This is a genomic window from Bradyrhizobium sp. CSS354 (genome assembly GCF_029051725.1).
Taxonomy (GTDB): domain Bacteria; phylum Pseudomonadota; class Alphaproteobacteria; order Rhizobiales; family Xanthobacteraceae; genus Bradyrhizobium.
Map to the genome: position 1 here is coordinate 39,936 of NZ_JAACFU010000011.1, position 19,724 is coordinate 59,659.

The following is a 19,724-nucleotide window of genomic DNA, read 5'->3' on the forward strand; positions in this document are numbered from 1 at the left end:
TGGCGCCACTGTACATTCGGCTAATTTTTCTTTAAAAACACAGAATTAAGCAAGTGGGAGAGGTCTGAGTTGTGAGCAATTCGAGAGGGCGCTTGTCGTCAAAGCTGATCTTTTCAGCGATTTTTTGTGCGTTTGCGTTTTCCCTATCCGAAGGAGCGCTCGCCGCTTGCGTGAACGATTCCGATACGGCACAGAAAGCAGCTGCCTTCACGACCAATCCGTCTTCGCTACTCGAAGGGCCGAATGGAACTCGAAGCTCGGACGAGGTGGCCGCCGATGTACAAACCTTCGTGGCGTCCTATTCCCAAGCGCTTCCCGCGGTGCTGGCCATTTTGAAGGATCTTACCAACAAAGGGGACTCCACCTCCGCCCTTCAAAAAGCTATCGGGACAGGTCTCGGAAAGGCAGCTAACGTCTGCAGGACGACCGATCTGACGTTTTCCCTGGAGATCCAGAGCGACTTGGGTGCCACAGGCTCGGCAGATGCCAACGCGCAATACGCTGCCCTTACAGGAAACGATCCGACCCGAAGCGTAGCTCTCTCCGGCGCCACAACCGGCTCGTCGGGGGGCGTCGGCGGCCAAACGTCCGCGACGGGCGGAACATCGGATAGCGGCTCGTCCTTTCAAAGTTTTGTGGCCAACAGCGTGTCCAACAATCCAACAAATTATTTCAGTTCAAGTGTTGGCGGCGCAAGCTCAGCGAGCGGAACGACCACGGCGATCGTCTGCACAGTGTCAGGTTCGTGCTGAGGGCTTTGGGGTCTCCCCACGATCCATCCGGATTCTCGGCGTTCGGATGGGGCGCTTTGATTTTGCTTTTGAGTAGCCGCACGAACATCAGCTAGGTAGACGGGCCGGAATGCTTCAAACACGAATTCCAGATCCTCACGCCCCGACGCAAGTTCAAGGCAACGACACCGCATCGTTTGAGCACACCGTTTCGGCTGCCCTGGGCCTGATCCGTCGGCAATACCCGGTAATCATCATCACGGTACTTCTGTGCCTTGGCATGGCGGGCGTTTACTTATTGACCGCACCTAAGCGTTTCACCGGCACCGCCGTCCTTCTAATGGACAGTCGCAAGATGCAGGGGCTACAAACGCAAGTCGGAGCCGCAGGGGACAATCCGATCGACACAGCCATGGTCGATAGTCAGGTTGAAGTCCTGAAATCCGAGACCATTGCTTCAGCGGTCATCAAGGACTTGCGGCTGCTGGATTCTCCCTTATTCATGCACGATGACGCGGGTTTTTTAGCCGCGCTGAACCAGCTCTTCGAAAGCTTCTTCCCCGAAGAGAAGCCCTCGGATGAGGGCCTCATGCGGACGGCCATCGGGCGCATTGTGAACGGGCTGACCATCAAGCGCGTCGCCCAAAGCTACGTGATCGAAATATCATATCAATCGCTCTCGCCTGAGCTGGCAGCACAGATCGCAAACGCGGTTGCAGAAAATTACATTACCGACTCCCTTGAATCGAAATACCAAGCCTCGCGGCGCGCCGCCGTTTGGCTCCAAGATCGCCTGAAGGAGCTTCGTGCCCAGGCTTCCTCCGCCGAACGGGCGGTGGCTGATTACAAGGCAAAGAACAATATCGTTGACGCAGGCGGACGTCTGCTGACCGAGCAACAACTGGCCGAGATCAACAGCGCGTTGACCGAGGCTAGAGCAAAGCGTGCGGAGGCTCAGGCCAAGCTCGAGCGCATTACGTCGATCTTGAACGCGGACGACAATGATTCGCGAGTAATCTTAAACGACTTGGGCGCCGTCAACGACTCAATGGCTAACCCCGTCATCACCAAGTTGAGGCAAACCTATCTCGATTATGCCGGCCGCGCCGCGGATTGGTCTAACAGGTATGGTCCAACTCATTTGGCCGTGGTCAATTTGCGCAATCAAATGCGCGAAATTCGGCACTCCATTATCGATGAGCTCCGACGCACTGCAGAAGGCTACAAGAGCGACCTGGCGATCGCCAAGGCGCGCGAGGAATCCAGCCAGAAAAGCCTGAACGAGACCATCGCCGTTTCCAATGATACAAGCCAAGCCCAGATCGCTTTGAAGGACCTCGAAAGCAATGCGCAGAGTGCGCGCGCGCTGTCAGAGAACTTCCTCCAGCTTTACATGGTATCAGTCCAGCAGCAGTCATTCCCGATTACCGAAGCAAGGGTCATCACCCAGGCCTCACAATTGTCGACGCCTAAGACTTCCCCCAAGACTGCTTTGGTTCTCCTCGCGGGTATCGTCGGCGGATGCATCCTCTCGGGCTTGGTGGCGATCTTCCTCGAAATGCTGGACCGCGTCTTCCGCACCGTCCATCAGGTCGAACGCTTGCTTCAGACCAACTGTTTGGCATCCATTCCGGTGATCGGGTCGGAGGCAGAAGCTGGAATGGGCCTGCCCCTGAAGCTCGTCAAACGCTGGTCCCCGTTGTCCAGGAGCAGAGCGGAGGAATGGTCGCGATCCAGTGAAGCAGCGGGTAAGTCGCTCCGCGCGGATGTAGGGAGAACTCATTCACAATCCAGCTCTGACCGGCTGCTGACCATCGATAACAGCGTCGGACGGTTCGCGATCAACTCGCCCTTTTCCCGATTTGCCGAGGCGCTCCGGTCGATCAAATTGGCGGCCGACTTGAGCAACTTCGGGACGCCACACAAAGTCTTAGGCATCACATCCGCTCTTCCGAATGAAGGAAAATCCACCGTTAGCGAAGCTTTGGCTCAGACCACGGCACAAAGTGGCCTACGTACGCTTCTGATTGACGGAGACCTCCGTAACCCAAGCCTCACCGACCGGCTTGCACGGTCGGCCGGTGCTGGATTGATTGAAGCCGTGTTTGGGAAGGCCGACCTGAAGGACCTGATCTGGGTCGATCCGCAAACCAATCTGCATTTTCTTCCTTGCGTGGCGGCGTCTCGATTTTCGAACTCGAGTGATCTGCTGGCGTCTCCGCAAATGGGGAAGCTTTTTCAGCATCTTCGTGAACAGTACGACCGGATCATTTTGGACTTGAGCCCCATGGCCCCTGTGATCGACGTTCGGGCCACAGGCGGTCTCGTCGACTCCTACATTCTCATTGTCGAGTGGGCCAAAGCGAACGTCGACGTGGTCGAGCGTGTCTTGCGGGAAAACCCGCTTGTTCGCGAGCACATGCTGGGCGCCGTTCTTAACAAGGTGAACTTAGCCGCGATGAACCGCTACGATTCCTATAGCGGAGGCTACTACCGCAACCGATACTACAAACGCTACGGATACGTTGACTAGTCAGCTAACGATGACGGCCGTCATAAATGCTTTTGGCAGATTGACAACCGTTCTCATCGCCTTGAGCTCGGCAAGCTGGGCGGTCTCCTTCCTCTCTAATTTGGATGAGGGAGTCGCACTGAATAATGTAGCCAACGCCGTGTTGTCCGGGAGCGGATTTAAGCGAAATTCCGTTTCCGAAGCAGCATTGTCAGCCGCTGAGACTCGCAAGATCTGCAATCCACGCGAAATCAGAGCGGCTGCGATCATCCGCCTGCGCCTCTATGAGACCGCTGTCGATTCTCTCGACATGCGGCTTGCCAATCAGCAACTGACCGCGCTGCGCTTGTCGGTTAGAGAAGCCCTCCGGTGCGTTCCAACTGATGGGCTATTGTGGTTCATCGAATACTGGAGCGCCATCAATCAAGGCGGTCATGTAAGCGATCACCTTGAAGCATTGCGGCTGTCCTATCGGTTGGCACCCTTCGAGGGCTGGATTGCTCTTCGTAGCCCCTACGTCCTTGCAATTTATGACACGCTTACGCCGGACCTTCAGGAAAGCGCCCGAAAGGAGTTCGCGTCCATTGTTAAAACGGGCTGGATCCGCGACGCCGTGAAGATTCTCAAAGGAGCGGGGTGGAGGCATCACCAACTCCTCTTGGCCGAACTTGGAACCGTGAGCTTTGATTTTCGTCTCCAACTAGCCCGCGCATTGCGCGCCGAAAGCGTAACAGCGGACGTTCCAGGGGTCGAGCCCCAAGAGTTTAGACCTTGGAGGTATTAGTTCTGAATTCGTCATTGGGTTCGAGGTCTCAATTCTCCTATCACGTTCCCATAGATTACAAGGAGGCGAGCGGCATGATCTGTTCCGCTCGGCCGTTCGCGAGTGGCGGCTTAGATCGTGGAGCGCGAGACTTTGCGATTGGGCGATGGATCGTGAGATTTTGAGCTTACCGAGAAGGAGCTTTCGATGCTCAGGCGCGCGCTCATGGGGCTTTCTTTAGCAGCCGTAGTGGTCTACTTAGCTTCTCCTTCTCTAGCTGAAATGACTTCGTCCGCAAAGCCTGACGAGGTGACGGGCCACCCGGGGGCGCTCGGCGGCACGTGGCTGTGGACCTTACCTGATACGGCAAACGGACTCCGCCCCACCCAAAGTTGGCATGCTACCGGTTCGTCTCCAAGCGGCGACATCTACGTCGGGGGAATGGATCACAAAACGAACTCCGCCTTGTATCGGCTCGACTCGACCGTTGGGACCCTCAGAGTCGTTGGAGATGCGCGCTCAGCGTCAGAGAAAGTTTCGAACTGGCTGCCCGGAGAGACAGTACAGAAATTCCATACGCGCCCGCTCTGGCACAACGGCAAGATCTATGTCGCCACCATGAACCGCTCGACCCTCGACGAGGGTTATATGAAGGAGAGAGGGTTTCACTGGTACAGCTACGATCCTGCGCAGGAAAGCTTTGCCGATCTGAGTGTCGCAGAGCCGGGCGGCACAGCCGTCGACCATGGGAATGTGGTCACGCTCGCCTCTGATCGCCGCCGAAACCTCATTTATGCGGCCGGGGTGCCGACCGGCGAGATTTTTCGGTACGACGTTGGAAGCGGCCGAACATCTCGCTTAGGCAGGCCAGCGGCATACGACCAGCAGTTTGTCTATTCTGGCCGGGTGATGTGGACCGACAGCCGGGGCCGGCTTTATTTTACCGCCAGCAACTCCGGGTCTCCGTCCGTCTATGCCCACGTTTATTATTTCGACCCCGAAACTGGGTTTGGGGAGCACAAGGACTGGCCACTGCAAGCTGCGCAGGCCCTTGAGGCGGGGCAGTGCATCCAAGATGGCAAGCAATGCTTCTTTTCGGATGATCAAGGCCACATATACAGATTTGCTGACGAGGGCCCATCCTGGTCATATCTCGGACAACTACACACCGCCGCGAAAGCTTATGTTTGGTTGTTCAACGTCGATTCGGAGGGACGACACGCCTACCTTGGAACCAGCATTCCTTCTGAGGGCAAGCCAACTGCGCTATTCGAGTTCGACCTGCGAGCAGGAACAACGGAACGCATATGCGAGGTGGCTGAGCTAGACCCGTCTCTCAGAAGCCTCAACATCCATACTGGATATGATAGCTGGGACGCGCAGGGGCGGTTCTACTTTGCGAGCTTTAACGGGCCTACCGAGCAGCGGGTGATCCTAACGCGCGTGGATATTCGTCGGCTCAAAGCCACCCTAAGGAAGAACTAAGCGTCAGAGTTCTCGTTGGCAACGATCCAATTCTCGTACGCGGGGATCTCCGCGATCAGTCAAACGCGTTTATGATTGGCGATTCTGACCTAAACGCCGAATTAGTCGTTCCAAACCCTCTTCGACAACACGCTGTTCGGACGCGGGCTCACGGAAACGCGAACGCGAGGAGGCTGATAATCCTATCCGTTTGCTTTGTAATGATCGGCGTCACGTTGTTGACGATAGTTACGATCGCACCGCGTCTAAATTTTTGGACGGACGATCTCTGAATGGTCGGCTTCCTCTGCACTTAGGTCGCGTGCAAGGAGATTTTGGTGGCTTGGCAATCCGCCGGGCGCGTTAGAAGACATTACTGCCTCACCAACCTCCGGCGGACGGCGATCACTGCCGCGAGGTGATGCGTAGGATCTGTGCGTTGTTGGCGGTCACGACCGTATCATTGGCTGTCGCGATCACGACACGAACGAACTGCAGGAACTTGGCGGTATCGACGGTGGCTGCGTTAGCGGCAAACAGAACGTCCTTGTCGCGCATATCAAGTTTAGTCGCCAGGAAGTATGCGGCCGGATCGCGGAAGTCTGCATTGTAGACCACCGGCACCGTTGGCCCGACGAACTTGGAGCAATCCACGCCTAGCCGTTCTGCGAGCTCGCGCGGCTCACGGCGATAGAGGTACACGCCGCTCGGCTCCGCTTGGCCATCCAGGAGGCCCCCCGCCTTCGCCATCGCCTGCGCCATGTTGATCTTCCACATGTCGAACGGGAATTGTCCCTGCTGTCCCGACGCACCGAATGCCAGGAAGATCTGCGGTTCACGGTAGACATAGATGGTATCGCCGGGATGGACCCAGACATTGTTGGCGGGAGTATAAACCAGAGCACCGAACGGAACCGTCGCGCGCTTGCCGTGACGCTCAAGCGTGACCCAGGTTTCCCAGCCCTGCCCCTTTGGACCACCAGCCCGCGAGATCACGTCGAGGACCCGCTCACCAGCCGCATTGGCTGTGAGACGGGTAGGCTGATTGACCTCACCAAGGACGCTGATCAGCGAGGTGTTCTGGGTGACTAGCGAGACCACCACCTGCGGTTCGATCGCGCGGTTGCCGATCGCCTTGACGATGTCCTGCTGGATTTCACTGGGCGTGCGGCCCGCGGCTTTGACCGCGCCCGCATACGGAACGGTGATGAAACCGGCCGAGTCGACGTTTTGGTTCGGCAGGGCAACGAAATTGCCTGGGCGCACGCCTGCTTCGGCCGGTATGAAAAGACCACCCGCCGCCGCCTCGAAGATCGACACCGCAACCACGTCGCCAATGCCAAACTTGATGGAGGGCGGCGGTCGATTGTCAGGGAACGAGCCCGCGATGGCACCGGGCCCGTATTCTTTGAGGATATCGACCACTGTGGGCGTGAGCGTCACCAACCCATATTCCGGGCCATTCTTGGTGTGCTCGCTCTTGATGACGTGGTCCTCAGGACCCGACATCGGCATGATTGCACAGCCCGCAGAACCGAGCAGCACAGCGGAAAGCACCCCTACAAGAACGAAGCCCCGTTTAAATTCCACCCGAGTTCCCCACTGCAACGAACCTCAAATTCCGCGAATTCCCGAGAGGAGTCAATGAATCGCGCCTGATAACCCGGCTCCTCGGGAGAATAAGCTGGAGGTTGTTGCAATGCGGTTACAGGCGAGCACCGGGTGGAGACAACCCGATAGGGGCTAATAGGCGTTTCTGCGGCGGGTAAGTTCCAAGCACGTGAGCAGGAGGATTTTCAGGTCGAGCGCCAAGCTCCAGTTGTTAATATACCAGAGGTCGCAATCCACCCGGCCCTTCATCTGTTCGACAAACGCGGTTTCGCCGCGATAGCCTTTGACCTGCGCCCAGCCCGTAATACCCGGTTTGACATGGTGCCGGAACGCATAGTCGCAGAGCAGCTGGCCGTAATGCCCGTCATGCGCCAACGCATGCGGCCGCGGACCCACCAAGGACATTTCCCCTTTCAATACGTTCAAAAGTTGCGGAACTTCATCGATGCTCGTCTTGCGGAGCATTCGTCCGGTCCGGGTGACGCGGGTATCGAATCGCTTCGCCTGCACCACGTTGGGACCATCCTCCATGACGGTCATTGTCCTGAACTTGACGATCGAAAATTGATTCTCATTGAACCCGTTCCGCCGCTGCCGAAAAAATACAGGGCCAGGCGAATCCAGCTTGATCGCTACCGCGCTGAGAGCCATCAGCGGGGCGAGAAGGATCAACCCGATCGACGCCCCCACAATGTCCAGCACGCGTTTGCCCAGCTGCTCGGCGCGGGAGAGCGGGCCGCGCTGAAGTTCGATCGAGAGCGAGTTTTTTACCCGGAACGACGGGTTCTGAGTAAGGGAGCGCACCCGCCGATCCGGCAACAGCTGCACCGGCAGCGGCGAAATCCGAAGCCCATCCCGCATCAGCTCAATCTTGCGGGTATCGCTCCAAGGAAAGGCCAAAACGATACCCTCAGCGCCTTGCGCGCGTGCCGCGGCAATGGCGCGCTCTAGCGCCGCGAGCTCGTCTTGGCTTAGGGCAAAGCCGCCTGTGGCGGTGGGGAGCATCACACGCTCCATTTCGGTCAGACCAAAGTTTTCCAACAGCGCTTCAAGGCCTATCGACGCCAGTTCCTCGCGGGTCCCGAGCAACACGATACGGCGCCCCCGGACCTGCCCATCCGCAACCACACTCAAAACCAGCCGTCTGGACATTCGGCGGCAGACCACCAGCAGCAGCGGGGCAAGCAGGCCAAAGCAGATCATGGAGCCGCGCGAGTAAACCGCGCCGCTTTTCATCAAAAACACCAAGGAGGTCAGCAGCAGGCACACCAGGGTCCACTGGCCAAGGATCCGCCCTATATCCCTCCGCTTCTTTGCAAGAGCCGCCCGAAGATCATACAGACCGGTGGCCTGTCCGATGATCACATAAAGCATCGCTGCGACAATCCCCTGAGCCACGACCGGCTCCAGGTTAAGTTCGGCGTTTGCGAGCGTTTGATAGATTCCGGCGCCCACAAGGCTCGACAATACGATCACGGCAGCGTCCAGGACTGCCAAGAAGTACGCGAGGCTTGAGTAGGGTATTTTCAAGCCAAACCAGCGGCCGTCTAATGCACCGCCGGTCGCCGGACCGAGGTCAGGGAGCTTGGAGGACGTCGCGTCGCCTCGTTTTGAGAGTGAAGTTCGCGGGATCAAAAATCGCCTCCTACGAAAACAAACAGGCCACCGCCGCCAAGAATCACTCTAGCCGCTGCAATGCAGCAGAATTATGCAGAAAACTAACATCAAAGGCTGTATAATCGTCCCTTACTGCCAACATGATGAGCTCAGAGTCAAGCCATTGTTTTCCATCATCATTCTGGACCGGCTGACTGTCGCGTCGGCATTCACGTTAATCCTTCTGGCCACAACCAGCGAAAGTTTCGGTCAACATCCTCGCGGGACGCGAGAGTGCGGTCCAGGACTTGGCTCCGAAGAACAGAGAAATTGCGATAAGCAATTTTCCGAGCAGCTGCGCAGCCGCAGCGGCATTGTGACACTCGCCCAAGGCTGGCAGCTGGTGAAAACCAAAAGCCCGACAGGGGGACAGGATGCCATCTCGGTCATGCACGTTGCCGATTCGGGGAAGTCGGACATCGGCCTCGCTGGCCTGAGCCTTCAGTGTGGTCAAGAGCGCCAGAGGATCGACGTGATTGTGATTCTTCTGGACCGTTGGTCGCGCACGGATCGTCCCAAGATCGTCCTCACCTCCGCGAGCGGCCGAGCTGCTGAATTTGAGGCATCCGTCACCCAGGCCGGCGAGGCTCTGTTACTCCCGAAGAGCGCATCAGAGCTCGTGCAGAATGATTGGCAATCCGCAACGGAGCTTAACGTCGAAATCGACGGCAAGGCTGGTCGGATCCGGGGGGTCATTCCCGTTACCGGACTGGCTGCCGCGGTCCGCACCTTGATGGAAAGCTGTGCAGGCCGCTAGCGCTGAATCCGGGGGGAACGAGTGACGATTCCTTAAGAAGATGGGTGGAATGGTGGCGATGGAGACAGACAATGACCCCGGTCGCCATCTTGCTATTTCTTACGGGCGCGGTCCTCGCGTGGCGCTTTCGCGTCTGGATTCTTGTGCCCTTCTGCCTAATCGCGATCGTTGCCACGCTCTCGATTCAACTTGCTCAAGATCAGGGATTTGCAACCGCAGTCGGATCCGCACTTTTGGCGGGCTGCGCGCCACAATTTGGCTATGCCTTCGGCCTGCTGGCACGAGGCACATTGATGGCTCGCTATTCACCCCGTCAAACTGTTTCTCGGAAAGCGTCGGTGGCCGCGCTTTATCGGCAGACATCGGCTCACGACGACCGGCATATCTGACAGGGGTCCCGCCCAAAACAGAGTTTGGCGACGCGGACCCCCCATGCGATAGTGAAGCATCGCCCCCGGCCATCAGCTTTCTTCACTTTCCTCATCCCCCTTGAAGTTCTCCATTGCCGCTCGCGTTTTCCCTTCTGATCATCCTGTTGGCTGCAGCTGCCGCAACGCCATTCACCGATGGCATTTTCGTCCAGCATACGGTGTATCTGCTGGCCCCGCTCATGCTGCTGTCCGCGGCCGCTGCGGCGAGCTTGGCCGATCTTACTGCACTCACTCCGCTCCGCAGGTTTATGCTGGCGGCGCTTTTCCCGATGCTCTGGATGGTGACGCAAATTGCTCCCCTTCCATTCTCCCTCGTGAATCCCATCTGGCCCACAACAGCCGTCGCGTTAAATGAACCGTCGTTGGCGGGGCGAATCACGGTCGACCTGGGAAATACTTTGCGCGGCTTGATGTGGTATTCGGCCCTCCTGTCACTGCTGCTCTCCACCATCCTGCTGGCAAAAGATCGCAAAAGGGCGGAAGTCTTGCTGGTCGTTCTGACTGGCGTCGCGACGTTTATCGTGCTCGCGAGTTTGAGTCAGATCGTGCTTGCCCGAACAGCCTTGCTAGATCTCGGTCTGGCAGAAAACAATTCGCTTGCCCTCGTTGGGGTCATTGCAGCGCTCGCAAACACGGCAACGATTGCAATGGCAGCGGAGCGCCAGCTTGGTCGCGCCGGCACTCTCTTTCCACTGAATGGCCCATTCCTGCTGCGCATTGTCCCGGGCATTGCCGGTCTCATGATGTCTCTTGCTTACCTGGCAACGCTCGAACGAATAGTCCACATGCTAACGGCGCTGGGATTTGCAATCATGCTGTTCATTGCCGCCGTCCGTCGTCTCGGATATCGGTCTTGGCCGTCGGCGCTCCTAGCCGGCCTCCTCATTATGATGGCTGGTGCAGCGACGCTATCCCTGGAACGACCCGCGACATGGGCGGATCTGCTAGCTCGGAGCCGAATCGAGAATCAAGAATCTGTAGCGATCACACGGCGTGCCATATCGGACAGCTCGTGGACCGGCAATGGCGTCGGAACATTCGCCCAGGTTGCCCGCATCTATCAGGACTATGCTGTTGGTATTGCGCCGCGCGCTCCTTCAACTGCAGCGCTGGTTGCAATCGAATGGGGTCGCTTAGCCCTGCCAATCCTGGCGTTATTTGGGCTTCAGGTCTTCTTTTTCGTCTTGCGCGGAGCCGTTGGACGCGGACGGGACTCGTTCTTTGCCAGCACAACTTGCGCCCTTGTGCTTGTCGCAATTTGCGAGAGCTTTGTCGACACGAGCATGTTGAACCCGGCGGTGCAGATCATTCTTGCAGGATTGATCGGGCTCGGCTTGGCGCAAAGCACCGGGCGGACCAGCGCCCTGTAAGCGCGACCTCAGACCCTGGCGCTCGAGATCGTCGCCCAGAGCTTGGAGTTGGGCATCTGCATCCGCACCCAGCGATAAGGAACACGCGACCACGGCTTGATCTGCGGCGTCATGTTATCTAGCACCAAGTCTCCGCTATTGGTCCGGACCACGAGAATCAGGTGATGCTCACCGGAATTGACCATGACCTCGCTCAACAGCAAGGCGCGAGCCGGCCAACCGCGCTCCAGCAATTCATGCCGCTTGCTGACCGCATAGTCGTTGCAATCGCCCCGCGCTGGATTGATCAGCCATTGCTCGCCAGCCACGCCGAGTTCATTCCTCTCCGGGGCAATTCCGCGGTTAACCACCTGATTGATCTCCTTGAGATCTGCCCATCGCTCGTTGGTCAGCCGGACCGGCCCGCCCCGAAACATCGGCCGCGTGCGGCACTCGCCTCGGTATCGAAGACAAAATTGGGTAAACGCCATCGGCGGAAGAGTGGGAGTTTCGAGCTTGATGCGCTGGATTGCGGATTGAAGCCCCATTGGCATTCCCACAAGTCCGGCCTGGACCGGCTCAAGCCACATGGAGCCGGCTGCGATGACCCCGAGGGCGATAGTGATGATTCTGCGCATTAGTTGCTCCCCGCATGCTTATTGGCTAGGAAGCTAACGCGAAGGGTTTGAAATTTTGCGGCATCCCGCCATTCAATTAGAAACAAAAGCCAAGCAGGACATTGCGATCCCGTTAACCATGTGAGCTGACCTGAATCATTCGGGCGTTAGCCCCAAAGACTGCAAAGGCGACAAGTTCGGCAAATGCTCAGATTGTCGAGATCGAGAAACAAAAGCCGAATGCCGACGGTGCCCGAGGGCATTCGCATCTATGCGATAAGCGACATTCATGGATGCGCCGATCTGCTTCAGCAGATGTTTGCCGTCATCGACCGCGATCTCACCACAATAGGTTCAAGGCGCGCAATCCACGTTTTCCTCGGAGACTACATCGATCGAGGGCCTGACTCGAATCGGACCATCGAATTGCTGATGGAACGTGGCATGAAGCATGAATCGATCTTCCTGAAAGGCAATCATGAAGCCTTCCTGTTAGACGTTCTGCATGCCCCTTCGCAGCTTCAGGATTGGAAACAATATGGCGGCCTCCAAACCTTAGCCTCGTATGGACTTAGACCTTCCCTCAATCCTGATCCGGCAGAACAAGACGAACTCATTCGACGATTATCGCAGGCAATTCCGCCTCATCAGTTGCACTTCTTCAACAACCTGCGTGCGCGCTTTGTGTGCGGAGATTTCTTTTTTGTCCATGCTGGAGTAAAGCCTGGTGTCGCCCTGGCGAACCAACAAGAACAGGACATGCTCTGGATTCGAGACGAATTCCTGGAGAGCAACAAGAATTTCGGGAAATACATCGTCCACGGCCACACCCCCGTCCAGCAGCCCGACATAAGACCGAATCGGGTCAATATCGATACGGGCGCCTATGCGACCGGAAATTTGACCCTGTTAACACTTCAGGACGACAGTATGATTGCCTTGTAAATCAATGACACGTCGTTTTTGCTTTGGAGATTTGATGCATTCAACGACCCTAGTTCGCGTCCTCCTGTTGGGCCTTGCGGCAGCCGTCGGCTGTTTTGGGATCGTATCAGCGGCCGCAGAACTGATCACCTCCAAGCGGCCGGATTTTCCAGAGGACCCAACCAAGGCCAGTCTCAGCTCGAACGCTCCACCCGAATGGGTTGGATTGATTTCTCCCTTGCGCTCTGACCTCGAAGGCCATCAGGCTCTATTTCTTGCGCTCCAAGTAATGCAACTGCCAAGAGGTGATGACAGGGTTCGGGCCCAGAGCGAACTTGCCCGGTCGCGTCTGAAGCATGTTGTCTCCATATCGCCATACGATGCTGAGCTATGGCTCGCCTTGGCAGTGCTGGAAGCCCGGCAGGATCCGGACAGTCCAGCAGCGATCGAATCCTTGAAGATGGTCTATCTCACGGCACCGAGCGAAGGCCGATTGATGCCTCTGAGGCTTGCTTCTGCAACCCGATTCGATGCCCTCGCCAGCCCCGATGTGAGGGAGCTAGTCCAAGGTGACGTCCGCCTGATGTTGACGCGAGAGCCGAAACAAACGCGAGCCCTGGTGTTCGCATATCGGCAAGCCTCAGCCCGGGGCAAAGAATTCCTGAAAGATGCGATCCGGGCTATCGATCCCGCGCTTCTCAACGTGCTCGGGGGCTAGTCGAGCGGGCCTGCTGCGGGCGGAGGAGTTTGGCCAGCCGACCCAGTTTAGAGCATATTGCCCGTTCCTCGCGAAGCGTCTAAGATTAAGACAACTGGGGGCCTCCAAATGCGATCAATTCTCGGATTACTTACGCTCACCCTGGGCATGTGGACCTTGGTGACACCGTCCTACGCCGCAGACTACGCCGTGCCTACGCAAAGGACAGCGGCGCGTATTCCGTACATTGACCGAGGTCCCAATCCGTACTGCGGGCCCCGCTGCGGATGTCCCACGGTGGCGCAGGTTCGGCACAGGTCGCTGCAACAGGCCTACCCCGCCACATTTGATCCGCGCACGAGGGATGAGCCTCACTATTACTATGGGCCGGTCCGCACTTATGTGCGTTACGTGAACCCCTTGGATCCTGAGCGGGTCTTGACCTACTAGTTTGCCACGCAGCCTTAAGCTCCGTTTAACTGCGGCGGTATAGCCTCGTTCATCGAACGGGGCTAGGTTCGATGTTCGCCATCCAGTTGCTGTCGTGCGCCTTCGTGCTGGGCGCGGTCGTTACATTCGGCAGTTACGCGTTGCTGCGGCATTGCTTGATGCAATGGGGTGACGAGTTCTGAAGGCCTAGCGCTGCACGTTTCCAGCCAAACGCCCTTCGTTCGCTGGCCGGGAATTCGGAAACCTGCTCAGCACGGCTGCCTTCATGAATTTGTAGTGCGCAATGGAAGAACAGAGTTCTTTCAACCGGCGCTGGCCGCTCTGGATCTCCCGATCGAACAGATCCTGATGATGGTTATCCAACGCCTCGCGTTCGAGATATTCATCATCACCGTTGCCGAAGGTCACCGCGGCCCGGGCCAAGACATCTTCGACCCGACGGTTCAGGCCCGATTGCTCCCGCTCGGCCGCGTGCAGCGCTTCCTCGATCGCGACCAGGATAGGCTCTATGCGGGTCCGGTCGGTCTCAGCATCTCGTTCAGGCGAACGCGCGCGGAATCCCCGTTCGCCGCTGAAACGGTCTTTCAGGAAATTGTGCGTGCGGGCCCGCAGGAACAGCTGGAACATGCGTGCGTTTTCCGGTTCAAAGCCAGATTGGAAAATGGGTCGGCGATGGTTAATAAACCTTAAAGCTTCTGGGTTGCTCGGCCCGGCTTCGTGCCATCCAGGCCTTCCAGGCACTCTCATGCTTCTGATACAATTCGAGCCAGCGCTCCTGCACCGTGGCCGCCCAAAGCACGCCGTCGTCAAGCGCCTGACCTTTAGCCTGACCGAACTCGGCCCGGCCCTCGAGGCGCTCGAATTCGAAGGTTTCCTCAACCGTCAAGCCAATCAAGACGCGCTGGCCCGCAGCATCAGGCAGATACCGCCGCGGGGCGTTGTTTCTCAGGCTCGTCATGGCGCTCCCCCTTTAGTGATCCACGGACCGGTCGGGCCTCGAGAACGTCGGCATTATCCCATGTGTCCCCCAACGGGCCATCGATCAATGTCCAAATTCAAGGGTACGGAGCAACGATATGCTTCCACATGCAGTACCGACCGCGAACCGCACGAACAACAGAACGCGGGCGTTAACGTAACCGAATGTGGTTACGTGAGAGGTCACCGAGCCTATTTTTGCTCTGCTCGCACGTGTCACGAAAACAGAACAGCCTATCCCAAGTTGCAAAGATTCAGAATGCACGCCGCGCTCGGACGAATGATGTAGCCTCTCCGGCTGTCGCGGAACGATAGTGCGAGTACAGCCGGCGGCGCTCGTTGCGTTTGCGCGATCGCCAGGCCCGGGTTGCGTAGCCTCCGCCGAAACCGGCAAAGAAGATCGAAGCCAAAACCGCAACTAGCACCATTGGGCAATCTTTCCATATGCAAGACGTTTCCAACTTCTAGCATTGTGGTCGCGCAGTTGTGTCGACATCGTGATAAGTGTCGCTGATTTTCTCATCTCGGCGATAATATCTTGGGCAGCACAGTGCTTAGAAACTGATCGCGCGCACTTCAACCGAAGCACCATAGAGACAGCCTCACGAGCAACAGCGTGATGAAATACAGCCAGCCTGCCATCGCGATCATCGCAAGGCTGAAAAATCCGACCTCGAACATACGGTCTCGAAGCCTTGCGAACGACGATATTGTCTGTGTTTCTTGTAGCATGTCGGTGCTTGCACTCTCCAGTCTCAAGCATATCAAATTGAATTCGGCGATCTCATGACACGAAAGACACGAAGCAAGAATCTCGGTGTGAATGCGACCTTCCCGAACGATCTTAGACGAGTCGTGTTTAGCCCTGCGCGCAACGAGGTTCCGAAGATACACACTCCAGAAAACCACGCTGCGGAGAAATCCTTCAAAGCCACCGACTTCATTCGATCAACGCGCCTCTCCTCGCCACGAAGCAAGTTGGCCTTTGCTCAACCCAGATTTCTAACGAGAGAGCAGACGGGGCGGTTTTACGCGAACCGGAGGCGGCGCCGTCCCGCGAACATGGATCCACTTGCGCCTCCATCACGTTGTTGAACAGTGGAGAGCCCCCTCCTATCGGCTGGCTCTCTTTGTGGCGAAAAACGTCACAAGGATTCCGCGAAATTGCCTTATCTCGGCTGACCCGCGTGCGTACAATGGTCGGTAACTCGTTCACGGGGTTTCCCTCAATGCTGGGTCTTCTGCTCTTATTTCTGATTGCGATGACCTCATTTGCGGCGGGGTACGTCACCCGTTCAGCGATCTCGCGGCGGCGGCGAGCGAACTATCTCAAGTTGGAACCTTACGTTCGGCCGTCACGACCATCGAAGCCTCCGTCGTTTTTGGTGCGTTCAGACAATCGCAACTCTCCACCGCTCCAAAGACTTGCGTCCGGTGGTCGTCGCGGCAGCTGAGTTGGTGGCTGTTTGCATTGAGCGCTTCAACGCGTAGGCTGGTGGGCTTTATTGTCGTTCGTTTCGCTGGGATATTCTGGGATTGCGCATTCCGGCGGCCGTTGCCAGGCGGGCACCAAGCATGATCCCTCATTTCTACTTGCTCAATCAACCGTAGCTTTGTTCACCGCAGTCGCGCTCTCAGCGCCGTGGTGCCCCTCCACAACAGGCCCAGGTATGGTTTGGCATCGCCGCGCTCTGGGTTCATAGTGGTGGCGCATCAACCAGATGGAAAACTCAATGAACCGTTTCGCAGTGCTTCTGGCGGGGGCCGCGCTCCTCGGCACGTCCGCATCCGCTCATGCTCAGGGGACCTACTCAAACGGCAGTCGCAACGGATATGCCGGCAGCGCACCACGTTCGACGATCTCGACAACAACATCTGCAGTCTCGCCTTCCAGTCCCGCACCTACACCAAGAAATCTGGGGACGGGCCAAGGACGAACTGAAGGCGCTATGGGGCTCACACCGCAACTGCAACGCGAACTTGGGATCGGGCGGCAACAATGAGTCGCCGCTGGGCAGTGCCGGGCAATTAGACCCGGTCCATTCTGCAGGCTGCGATGGCGTAACCGACATGCTTGGCTTTGTAGGCGAAGAACCTGTGCCCCGTCGCGTTTATGCCGTCACGACTTAGTCGTGATCAAGCGACCAATGGTGGACTGATCGCTTGGCCATCAGGCTTCCGGGTTCGTGCAGCCGACGCACGTTGCTGTGCATCAGCCTCGATGTATTTACAAAGGATGCTTGCCGCAGCTCTGCTGAACGAAACCTCCGTGCTCATACGGGTCCCCGATTTGTCCCGGTAAGGTTGAGCGGTTAGCTTAATCCGCGTTGTTTGTTGCGAACTCTCACCGATCGCTTATCCCATCGTCGCACCGGGCTCCCCCAAGCTCGGCCCCACCCAAGCAAAGCCGTCGAGCGATATGGGTCCGCTTGGCGGCTTTGTCTTTGTCGCGACGAGAGGATGATTTCGGTTATGGCGCGCAAGCCCTGGTCGTTCAAGGAAGACCGCCGGCTGATGGAGTTGGCCAAGTCTTCGGCTTCATTGGAGGAGGCGGCGAAACAGCTCGGACGCTCGCCCGATGCGATCAAGCGCATGGCCTTGCGCCTTGGTCTTTCGCTGAAACCAAAGACAGGTAAGAAGGGCTAGAGCGAAAGCGTTGCGTCGAGCGCGCAGCGTTCCATCTCCGCTCGGGCGCAGCTCAACCGCGCGACGAGCGACCAACGATCTCTCGATGACTGCGAGGCCGCCAAACCGGCTAGAGGACCAGAAGCCCTCTCGCAGATGCCTGAGCCAGCACCCCCAAATGGGTCTGCTCGCCGAATTCGCCCGACAGGATGAGGCTGCGAAGTTCATCCGGCGAAGCGGAGCTGACCTCGACACCTGGCTCTTCCACAAATCCGGGCGCGCGACCGCCGGTTCTGACGAAGAACGAATGAGTCGTATTGCTGATCCGGCTGGAGCAGGTCGCGCATCTGCCGATGAGCTCGACGCTCATCGTGGGATAGCCAGTCTCCTCCAGGAGTTCGCGCGTGGCGGTTTCCGGCGGGTCTTCGTTAGGATCCACCACGCCCGCTGGCATTTCCAGCGAGAAGCGCTCGATCGCCGGACGATACTGACGCACCAGGAGAACGCGCGAGTCCGGCGTCATCGCCAGAATGACTACATAGTCAGGTTGCGCAACTGCATAATAGGTTTCAACGGCAGACTCCGCGGAGAACCTCACATCCCGGGCCACGACCTCGAGCCAGGGGGAGACCACCATATGCTCGGTCTTTAGGATCGTCGGCAATTCCCGGACCATCAGACAATTCTCCTTCGTTGAACCTTGCTGGTAAACCATATGGCCTTGCAGGAATGAGGCCGCTGGCGCGGGAGGCCTGAATTCCAGCGGCTGAATTAGGCGCTTTAGCCCTATTCGCCAGGGAACCGAACGCGCAAATTTGCGTTGATCTCAACTTCATCGCGAGGTCTGGCCGTGGCACATCTAGCCATTTCCGTCATCCTGGTCTGGTTGGCTATCAATATCGCCTTCGTGGTCTTGCGTTTGCGAGCCACCCGGCCACAGCATGGTGGCAGCACCCGGCAGGCTCCCATTGCGCCCTACAATCCCGCACCCGCTTCCCTCCGCCATCGAATGGGCCGCTAGAACTTGAGAGCGGAGAAGTAAGGGTCTCCGCCCCCACTGCCGTTCCCGAGATTCAACGAGTTGGTCAGCCTTAACGATACTCTCATCTTTCAACGCGGCTTGGCTCCCATCCCGCTATGGTCGTCCAATGCGCCGCAACCACCTTATCGCAGCCGCAGGAATCTGCTTCGCGCTCATCGTCTATGCCACGCTTGCGAGACTGGCGGGAAGACCCGTGCTTTTCGGTCATCACGAGGCCTATTGGGTCGTCGTGATCGAGCGCTTCAGCGCCTACGGGTTGCTGGGATTTCTCTTATCCTTCCTGTTGCCCGGTCGGCTCACGCTCGCATGCTCCCTTGTCGTGGCCGTCGCAATGGGGCTCGAAATCCTGCAAGCAATGACACCCGATCGTGATCCGGGTTTCCTGGACGTGCTGCAAAAAGCAGCAGGCGGGACCGTCGGGGTCCTCCTCGCTCAAACAATCCTGGCCTTCTTACCGAGACCGCCCGCCTGAGCAGCACGTCCGCATCGGAAGTTGCCGTCGTTATTTCATCATTTGCCCGCGTAGTTCACCGCCCGGGTTCGCGGCCGTATGAATGTTCGCGTACCATTTCCCGGCAAGCAGATCCGCGGCCTGAGCTTCAGTGAGCGTTGCGCTCCCCTGAATCGGGCTTTGCACCGTCTTGAACGGCAGCACGCTGCCGGCGTTCTTGCCGGGCTCCACGGCGCCATGGAAATGTGCCCCATGGCTGGCCCGGTCGAGCCGGCAAAGCTGACCGTACATGTCAGGGTTTTCGCTTCGGTATCGTTGGTCGCCTCGGCCTTGCCCGTTCCAGGCGAGTTGTTCGGAGCATGCGGGGGGCTAAGCCGAGCGGCGCCGGCCCTGGAACCGGTTCGGCGTCAGGAGTTCTGCCATCTGGCGATGGGTGGCCTGGAGCGCCTCGATGGCGCCGTCCAGATCAAAACCGGCGTCCCGGACAGATGCGAAAAATTTAGCCGTCAGCGCCAAATCGAGCTTAACGCGGGTTGCGCCATCGCGGCTTTTCCGGCGGTCAAGTGACAAATGGATCGCCCGCATTCTGGCCTCGGCAGGCGTGCAGCCACTAAGCCCCGCGAGTTCGTCATAAGTCATCCAGATCTGTGCCATGTTTCCGTCACT

General features: G+C 57.8%; 18 protein-coding genes and 1 pseudogene. 11 read left to right on the forward strand and 8 right to left on the reverse strand.

The window, feature by feature from the left end; genetic code table 11:
- Nucleotides 1-92 precede the first annotated feature (92 nt).
- The 4 genes from GWG67_RS25235 to GWG67_RS25250 all read left to right on the forward strand — a co-directional run bounded on the left by GWG67_RS25235 (nucleotide 93) and on the right by GWG67_RS25250 (nucleotide 5,491).
- Nucleotides 93-752 carry a hypothetical protein gene (locus GWG67_RS25235; protein ID WP_275172054.1) on the forward strand — a complete coding sequence of 220 codons (660 nt, stop codon included), beginning with the start codon at nucleotides 93-95 and terminating at the stop codon, nucleotides 750-752.
- 109 nt (nucleotides 753-861) lie between these two features.
- Nucleotides 862-3,264, forward strand: coding sequence for a polysaccharide biosynthesis tyrosine autokinase (locus tag GWG67_RS25240; protein WP_275172055.1), 2,403 nt, complete (start codon nucleotides 862-864; stop codon nucleotides 3,262-3,264).
- Between the two features lie 10 nt (nucleotides 3,265-3,274).
- The gene (locus GWG67_RS25245; protein ID WP_275172056.1) at nucleotides 3,275-4,027 is read left to right on the forward strand and encodes a hypothetical protein; all 753 of its coding nucleotides are present in this window, start codon (nucleotides 3,275-3,277) and stop codon (nucleotides 4,025-4,027) included.
- A 186-nt stretch (nucleotides 4,028-4,213) separates the two neighbouring features.
- On the forward strand, nucleotides 4,214-5,491 hold the full coding sequence (locus GWG67_RS25250) for a hypothetical protein (RefSeq protein ID WP_275172057.1): 1,278 nt from the start codon (nucleotides 4,214-4,216) through the stop codon (nucleotides 5,489-5,491).
- 384 nt (nucleotides 5,492-5,875) lie between these two features.
- On the opposite strand, the gene GWG67_RS25255 is transcribed toward GWG67_RS25250, so the two are convergent.
- Both GWG67_RS25255 and GWG67_RS25260 read right to left on the reverse strand, forming a co-directional pair.
- Nucleotides 5,876-7,060 (reverse strand): polysaccharide biosynthesis/export family protein, encoded by a 1,185-nt coding sequence (locus tag GWG67_RS25255; RefSeq protein ID WP_342761059.1) that lies wholly within the window; start codon nucleotides 7,058-7,060, stop codon nucleotides 5,876-5,878.
- A 153-nt stretch (nucleotides 7,061-7,213) separates the two neighbouring features.
- Nucleotides 7,214-8,716: an undecaprenyl-phosphate glucose phosphotransferase gene (locus GWG67_RS25260; RefSeq protein ID WP_275172058.1), complete on the reverse strand. Its 1,503-nt coding sequence runs from the start codon at nucleotides 8,714-8,716 to the stop codon at nucleotides 7,214-7,216.
- 145 nt (nucleotides 8,717-8,861) lie between these two features.
- Between GWG67_RS25260 and GWG67_RS25265 the strand changes: the two genes are divergently transcribed.
- The 3 genes from GWG67_RS25265 to GWG67_RS25275 all read left to right on the forward strand — a co-directional run bounded on the left by GWG67_RS25265 (nucleotide 8,862) and on the right by GWG67_RS25275 (nucleotide 11,295).
- The gene (locus GWG67_RS25265) at nucleotides 8,862-9,494 is read left to right on the forward strand and encodes a hypothetical protein (RefSeq protein ID WP_275172059.1); all 633 of its coding nucleotides are present in this window, start codon (nucleotides 8,862-8,864) and stop codon (nucleotides 9,492-9,494) included.
- A gap of 71 nt (nucleotides 9,495-9,565) precedes the next feature.
- Nucleotides 9,566-9,883 (forward strand): hypothetical protein, encoded by a 318-nt coding sequence (locus GWG67_RS25270; protein ID WP_275172060.1) that lies wholly within the window; start codon nucleotides 9,566-9,568, stop codon nucleotides 9,881-9,883.
- A 113-nt stretch (nucleotides 9,884-9,996) separates the two neighbouring features.
- Nucleotides 9,997-11,295 carry a hypothetical protein gene (locus GWG67_RS25275; protein WP_275172061.1) on the forward strand — a complete coding sequence of 433 codons (1,299 nt, stop codon included), beginning with the start codon at nucleotides 9,997-9,999 and terminating at the stop codon, nucleotides 11,293-11,295.
- 8 nt (nucleotides 11,296-11,303) lie between these two features.
- Here GWG67_RS25275 and GWG67_RS25280 read toward each other — a convergent pair whose 3' ends face one another.
- Nucleotides 11,304-11,912, reverse strand: a complete 609-nt coding sequence (locus tag GWG67_RS25280) for a transglutaminase-like cysteine peptidase (RefSeq protein WP_275172062.1) — start codon at nucleotides 11,910-11,912, stop codon at nucleotides 11,304-11,306.
- 219 nt (nucleotides 11,913-12,131) lie between these two features.
- Between GWG67_RS25280 and GWG67_RS25285 the strand changes: the two genes are divergently transcribed.
- Complete coding sequence (locus GWG67_RS25285; RefSeq protein ID WP_275172064.1) at nucleotides 12,132-12,836, forward strand: metallophosphoesterase family protein; 705 nt, start codon at nucleotides 12,132-12,134, stop codon at nucleotides 12,834-12,836.
- A gap of 34 nt (nucleotides 12,837-12,870) precedes the next feature.
- Entirely contained in the window at nucleotides 12,871-13,533 is a 663-nt protein-coding gene (locus tag GWG67_RS25290) for a hypothetical protein (protein ID WP_275172066.1), read from the forward strand.
- 615 nt (nucleotides 13,534-14,148) lie between these two features.
- Here GWG67_RS25290 and GWG67_RS25295 read toward each other — a convergent pair.
- Both GWG67_RS25295 and GWG67_RS25300 read right to left on the reverse strand, forming a co-directional pair.
- Nucleotides 14,149-14,589, reverse strand: coding sequence for a hypothetical protein (locus tag GWG67_RS25295; RefSeq protein ID WP_275172068.1), 441 nt, complete (start codon nucleotides 14,587-14,589; stop codon nucleotides 14,149-14,151).
- A 49-nt stretch (nucleotides 14,590-14,638) separates the two neighbouring features.
- Nucleotides 14,639-14,920 (reverse strand): hypothetical protein, encoded by a 282-nt coding sequence (locus GWG67_RS25300; RefSeq protein WP_275172070.1) that lies wholly within the window; start codon nucleotides 14,918-14,920, stop codon nucleotides 14,639-14,641.
- Between the two features lie 2,492 nt (nucleotides 14,921-17,412).
- Between GWG67_RS25300 and GWG67_RS25305 the strand changes: the two genes are divergently transcribed.
- The gene (locus GWG67_RS25305; protein WP_275172072.1) at nucleotides 17,413-17,586 is read left to right on the forward strand and encodes a hypothetical protein; all 174 of its coding nucleotides are present in this window, start codon (nucleotides 17,413-17,415) and stop codon (nucleotides 17,584-17,586) included.
- Nucleotides 17,587-17,695: 109 nt separating this feature from the next.
- Here GWG67_RS25305 and GWG67_RS25310 read toward each other — a convergent pair whose 3' ends face one another.
- Nucleotides 17,696-18,241, reverse strand: a complete 546-nt coding sequence (locus GWG67_RS25310; RefSeq protein ID WP_275172074.1) for an NUDIX hydrolase — start codon at nucleotides 18,239-18,241, stop codon at nucleotides 17,696-17,698.
- Nucleotides 18,242-18,713: 472 nt separating this feature from the next.
- Between GWG67_RS25310 and GWG67_RS25315 the strand changes: the two genes are divergently transcribed.
- Nucleotides 18,714-19,079 (forward strand): VanZ family protein, encoded by a 366-nt coding sequence (locus tag GWG67_RS25315; RefSeq protein ID WP_275172075.1) that lies wholly within the window; start codon nucleotides 18,714-18,716, stop codon nucleotides 19,077-19,079.
- Nucleotides 19,080-19,109: 30 nt separating this feature from the next.
- Here the strand turns inward: GWG67_RS25315 and GWG67_RS25320 are convergent.
- Nucleotides 19,110-19,414 (reverse strand): annotated as a pseudogene (locus tag GWG67_RS25320) (CHRD domain-containing protein); the annotation flags it as partial.
- A 13-nt stretch (nucleotides 19,415-19,427) separates the two neighbouring features.
- Nucleotides 19,428-19,712: a hypothetical protein gene (locus tag GWG67_RS25325; RefSeq protein WP_275172077.1), complete on the reverse strand. Its 285-nt coding sequence runs from the start codon at nucleotides 19,710-19,712 to the stop codon at nucleotides 19,428-19,430.
- Between the last annotated feature and the right edge of the window lie 12 nt (nucleotides 19,713-19,724).

What these genes read in the sequence shown, in the direction of transcription:
- GWG67_RS25270 (WP_275172060.1), top strand. Translation starts at nt 9,566, where the DNA reads ATGACCCCGGTCGCCATCTTGCTATTTCTTACGGGCGCGGTCCTCGCG.
- GWG67_RS25325 (WP_275172077.1), bottom strand. Translation starts at nt 19,712, where the DNA reads ATGGCACAGATCTGGATGACTTATGACGAACTCGCGGGGCTTAGTGGC.
- GWG67_RS25285 (WP_275172064.1), top strand. Translation starts at nt 12,132, where the DNA reads ATGCCGACGGTGCCCGAGGGCATTCGCATCTATGCGATAAGCGACATT.
- GWG67_RS25305 (WP_275172072.1), top strand. Translation starts at nt 17,413, where the DNA reads ATGGCGCGCAAGCCCTGGTCGTTCAAGGAAGACCGCCGGCTGATGGAG.
- GWG67_RS25315 (WP_275172075.1), top strand. Translation starts at nt 18,714, where the DNA reads ATGCGCCGCAACCACCTTATCGCAGCCGCAGGAATCTGCTTCGCGCTC.
- GWG67_RS25300 (WP_275172070.1), bottom strand. Translation starts at nt 14,920, where the DNA reads ATGACGAGCCTGAGAAACAACGCCCCGCGGCGGTATCTGCCTGATGCT.
- GWG67_RS25310 (WP_275172074.1), bottom strand. Translation starts at nt 18,241, where the DNA reads ATGGTCCGGGAATTGCCGACGATCCTAAAGACCGAGCATATGGTGGTC.
- GWG67_RS25295 (WP_275172068.1), bottom strand. Translation starts at nt 14,589, where the DNA reads ATGTTCCAGCTGTTCCTGCGGGCCCGCACGCACAATTTCCTGAAAGAC.
- GWG67_RS25245 (WP_275172056.1), top strand. Translation starts at nt 3,275, where the DNA reads ATGACGGCCGTCATAAATGCTTTTGGCAGATTGACAACCGTTCTCATC.
- GWG67_RS25240 (WP_275172055.1), top strand. Translation starts at nt 862, where the DNA reads ATGCTTCAAACACGAATTCCAGATCCTCACGCCCCGACGCAAGTTCAA.
- GWG67_RS25280 (WP_275172062.1), bottom strand. Translation starts at nt 11,912, where the DNA reads ATGCGCAGAATCATCACTATCGCCCTCGGGGTCATCGCAGCCGGCTCC.
- GWG67_RS25290 (WP_275172066.1), top strand. Translation starts at nt 12,871, where the DNA reads ATGCATTCAACGACCCTAGTTCGCGTCCTCCTGTTGGGCCTTGCGGCA.
- GWG67_RS25250 (WP_275172057.1), top strand. Translation starts at nt 4,214, where the DNA reads ATGCTCAGGCGCGCGCTCATGGGGCTTTCTTTAGCAGCCGTAGTGGTC.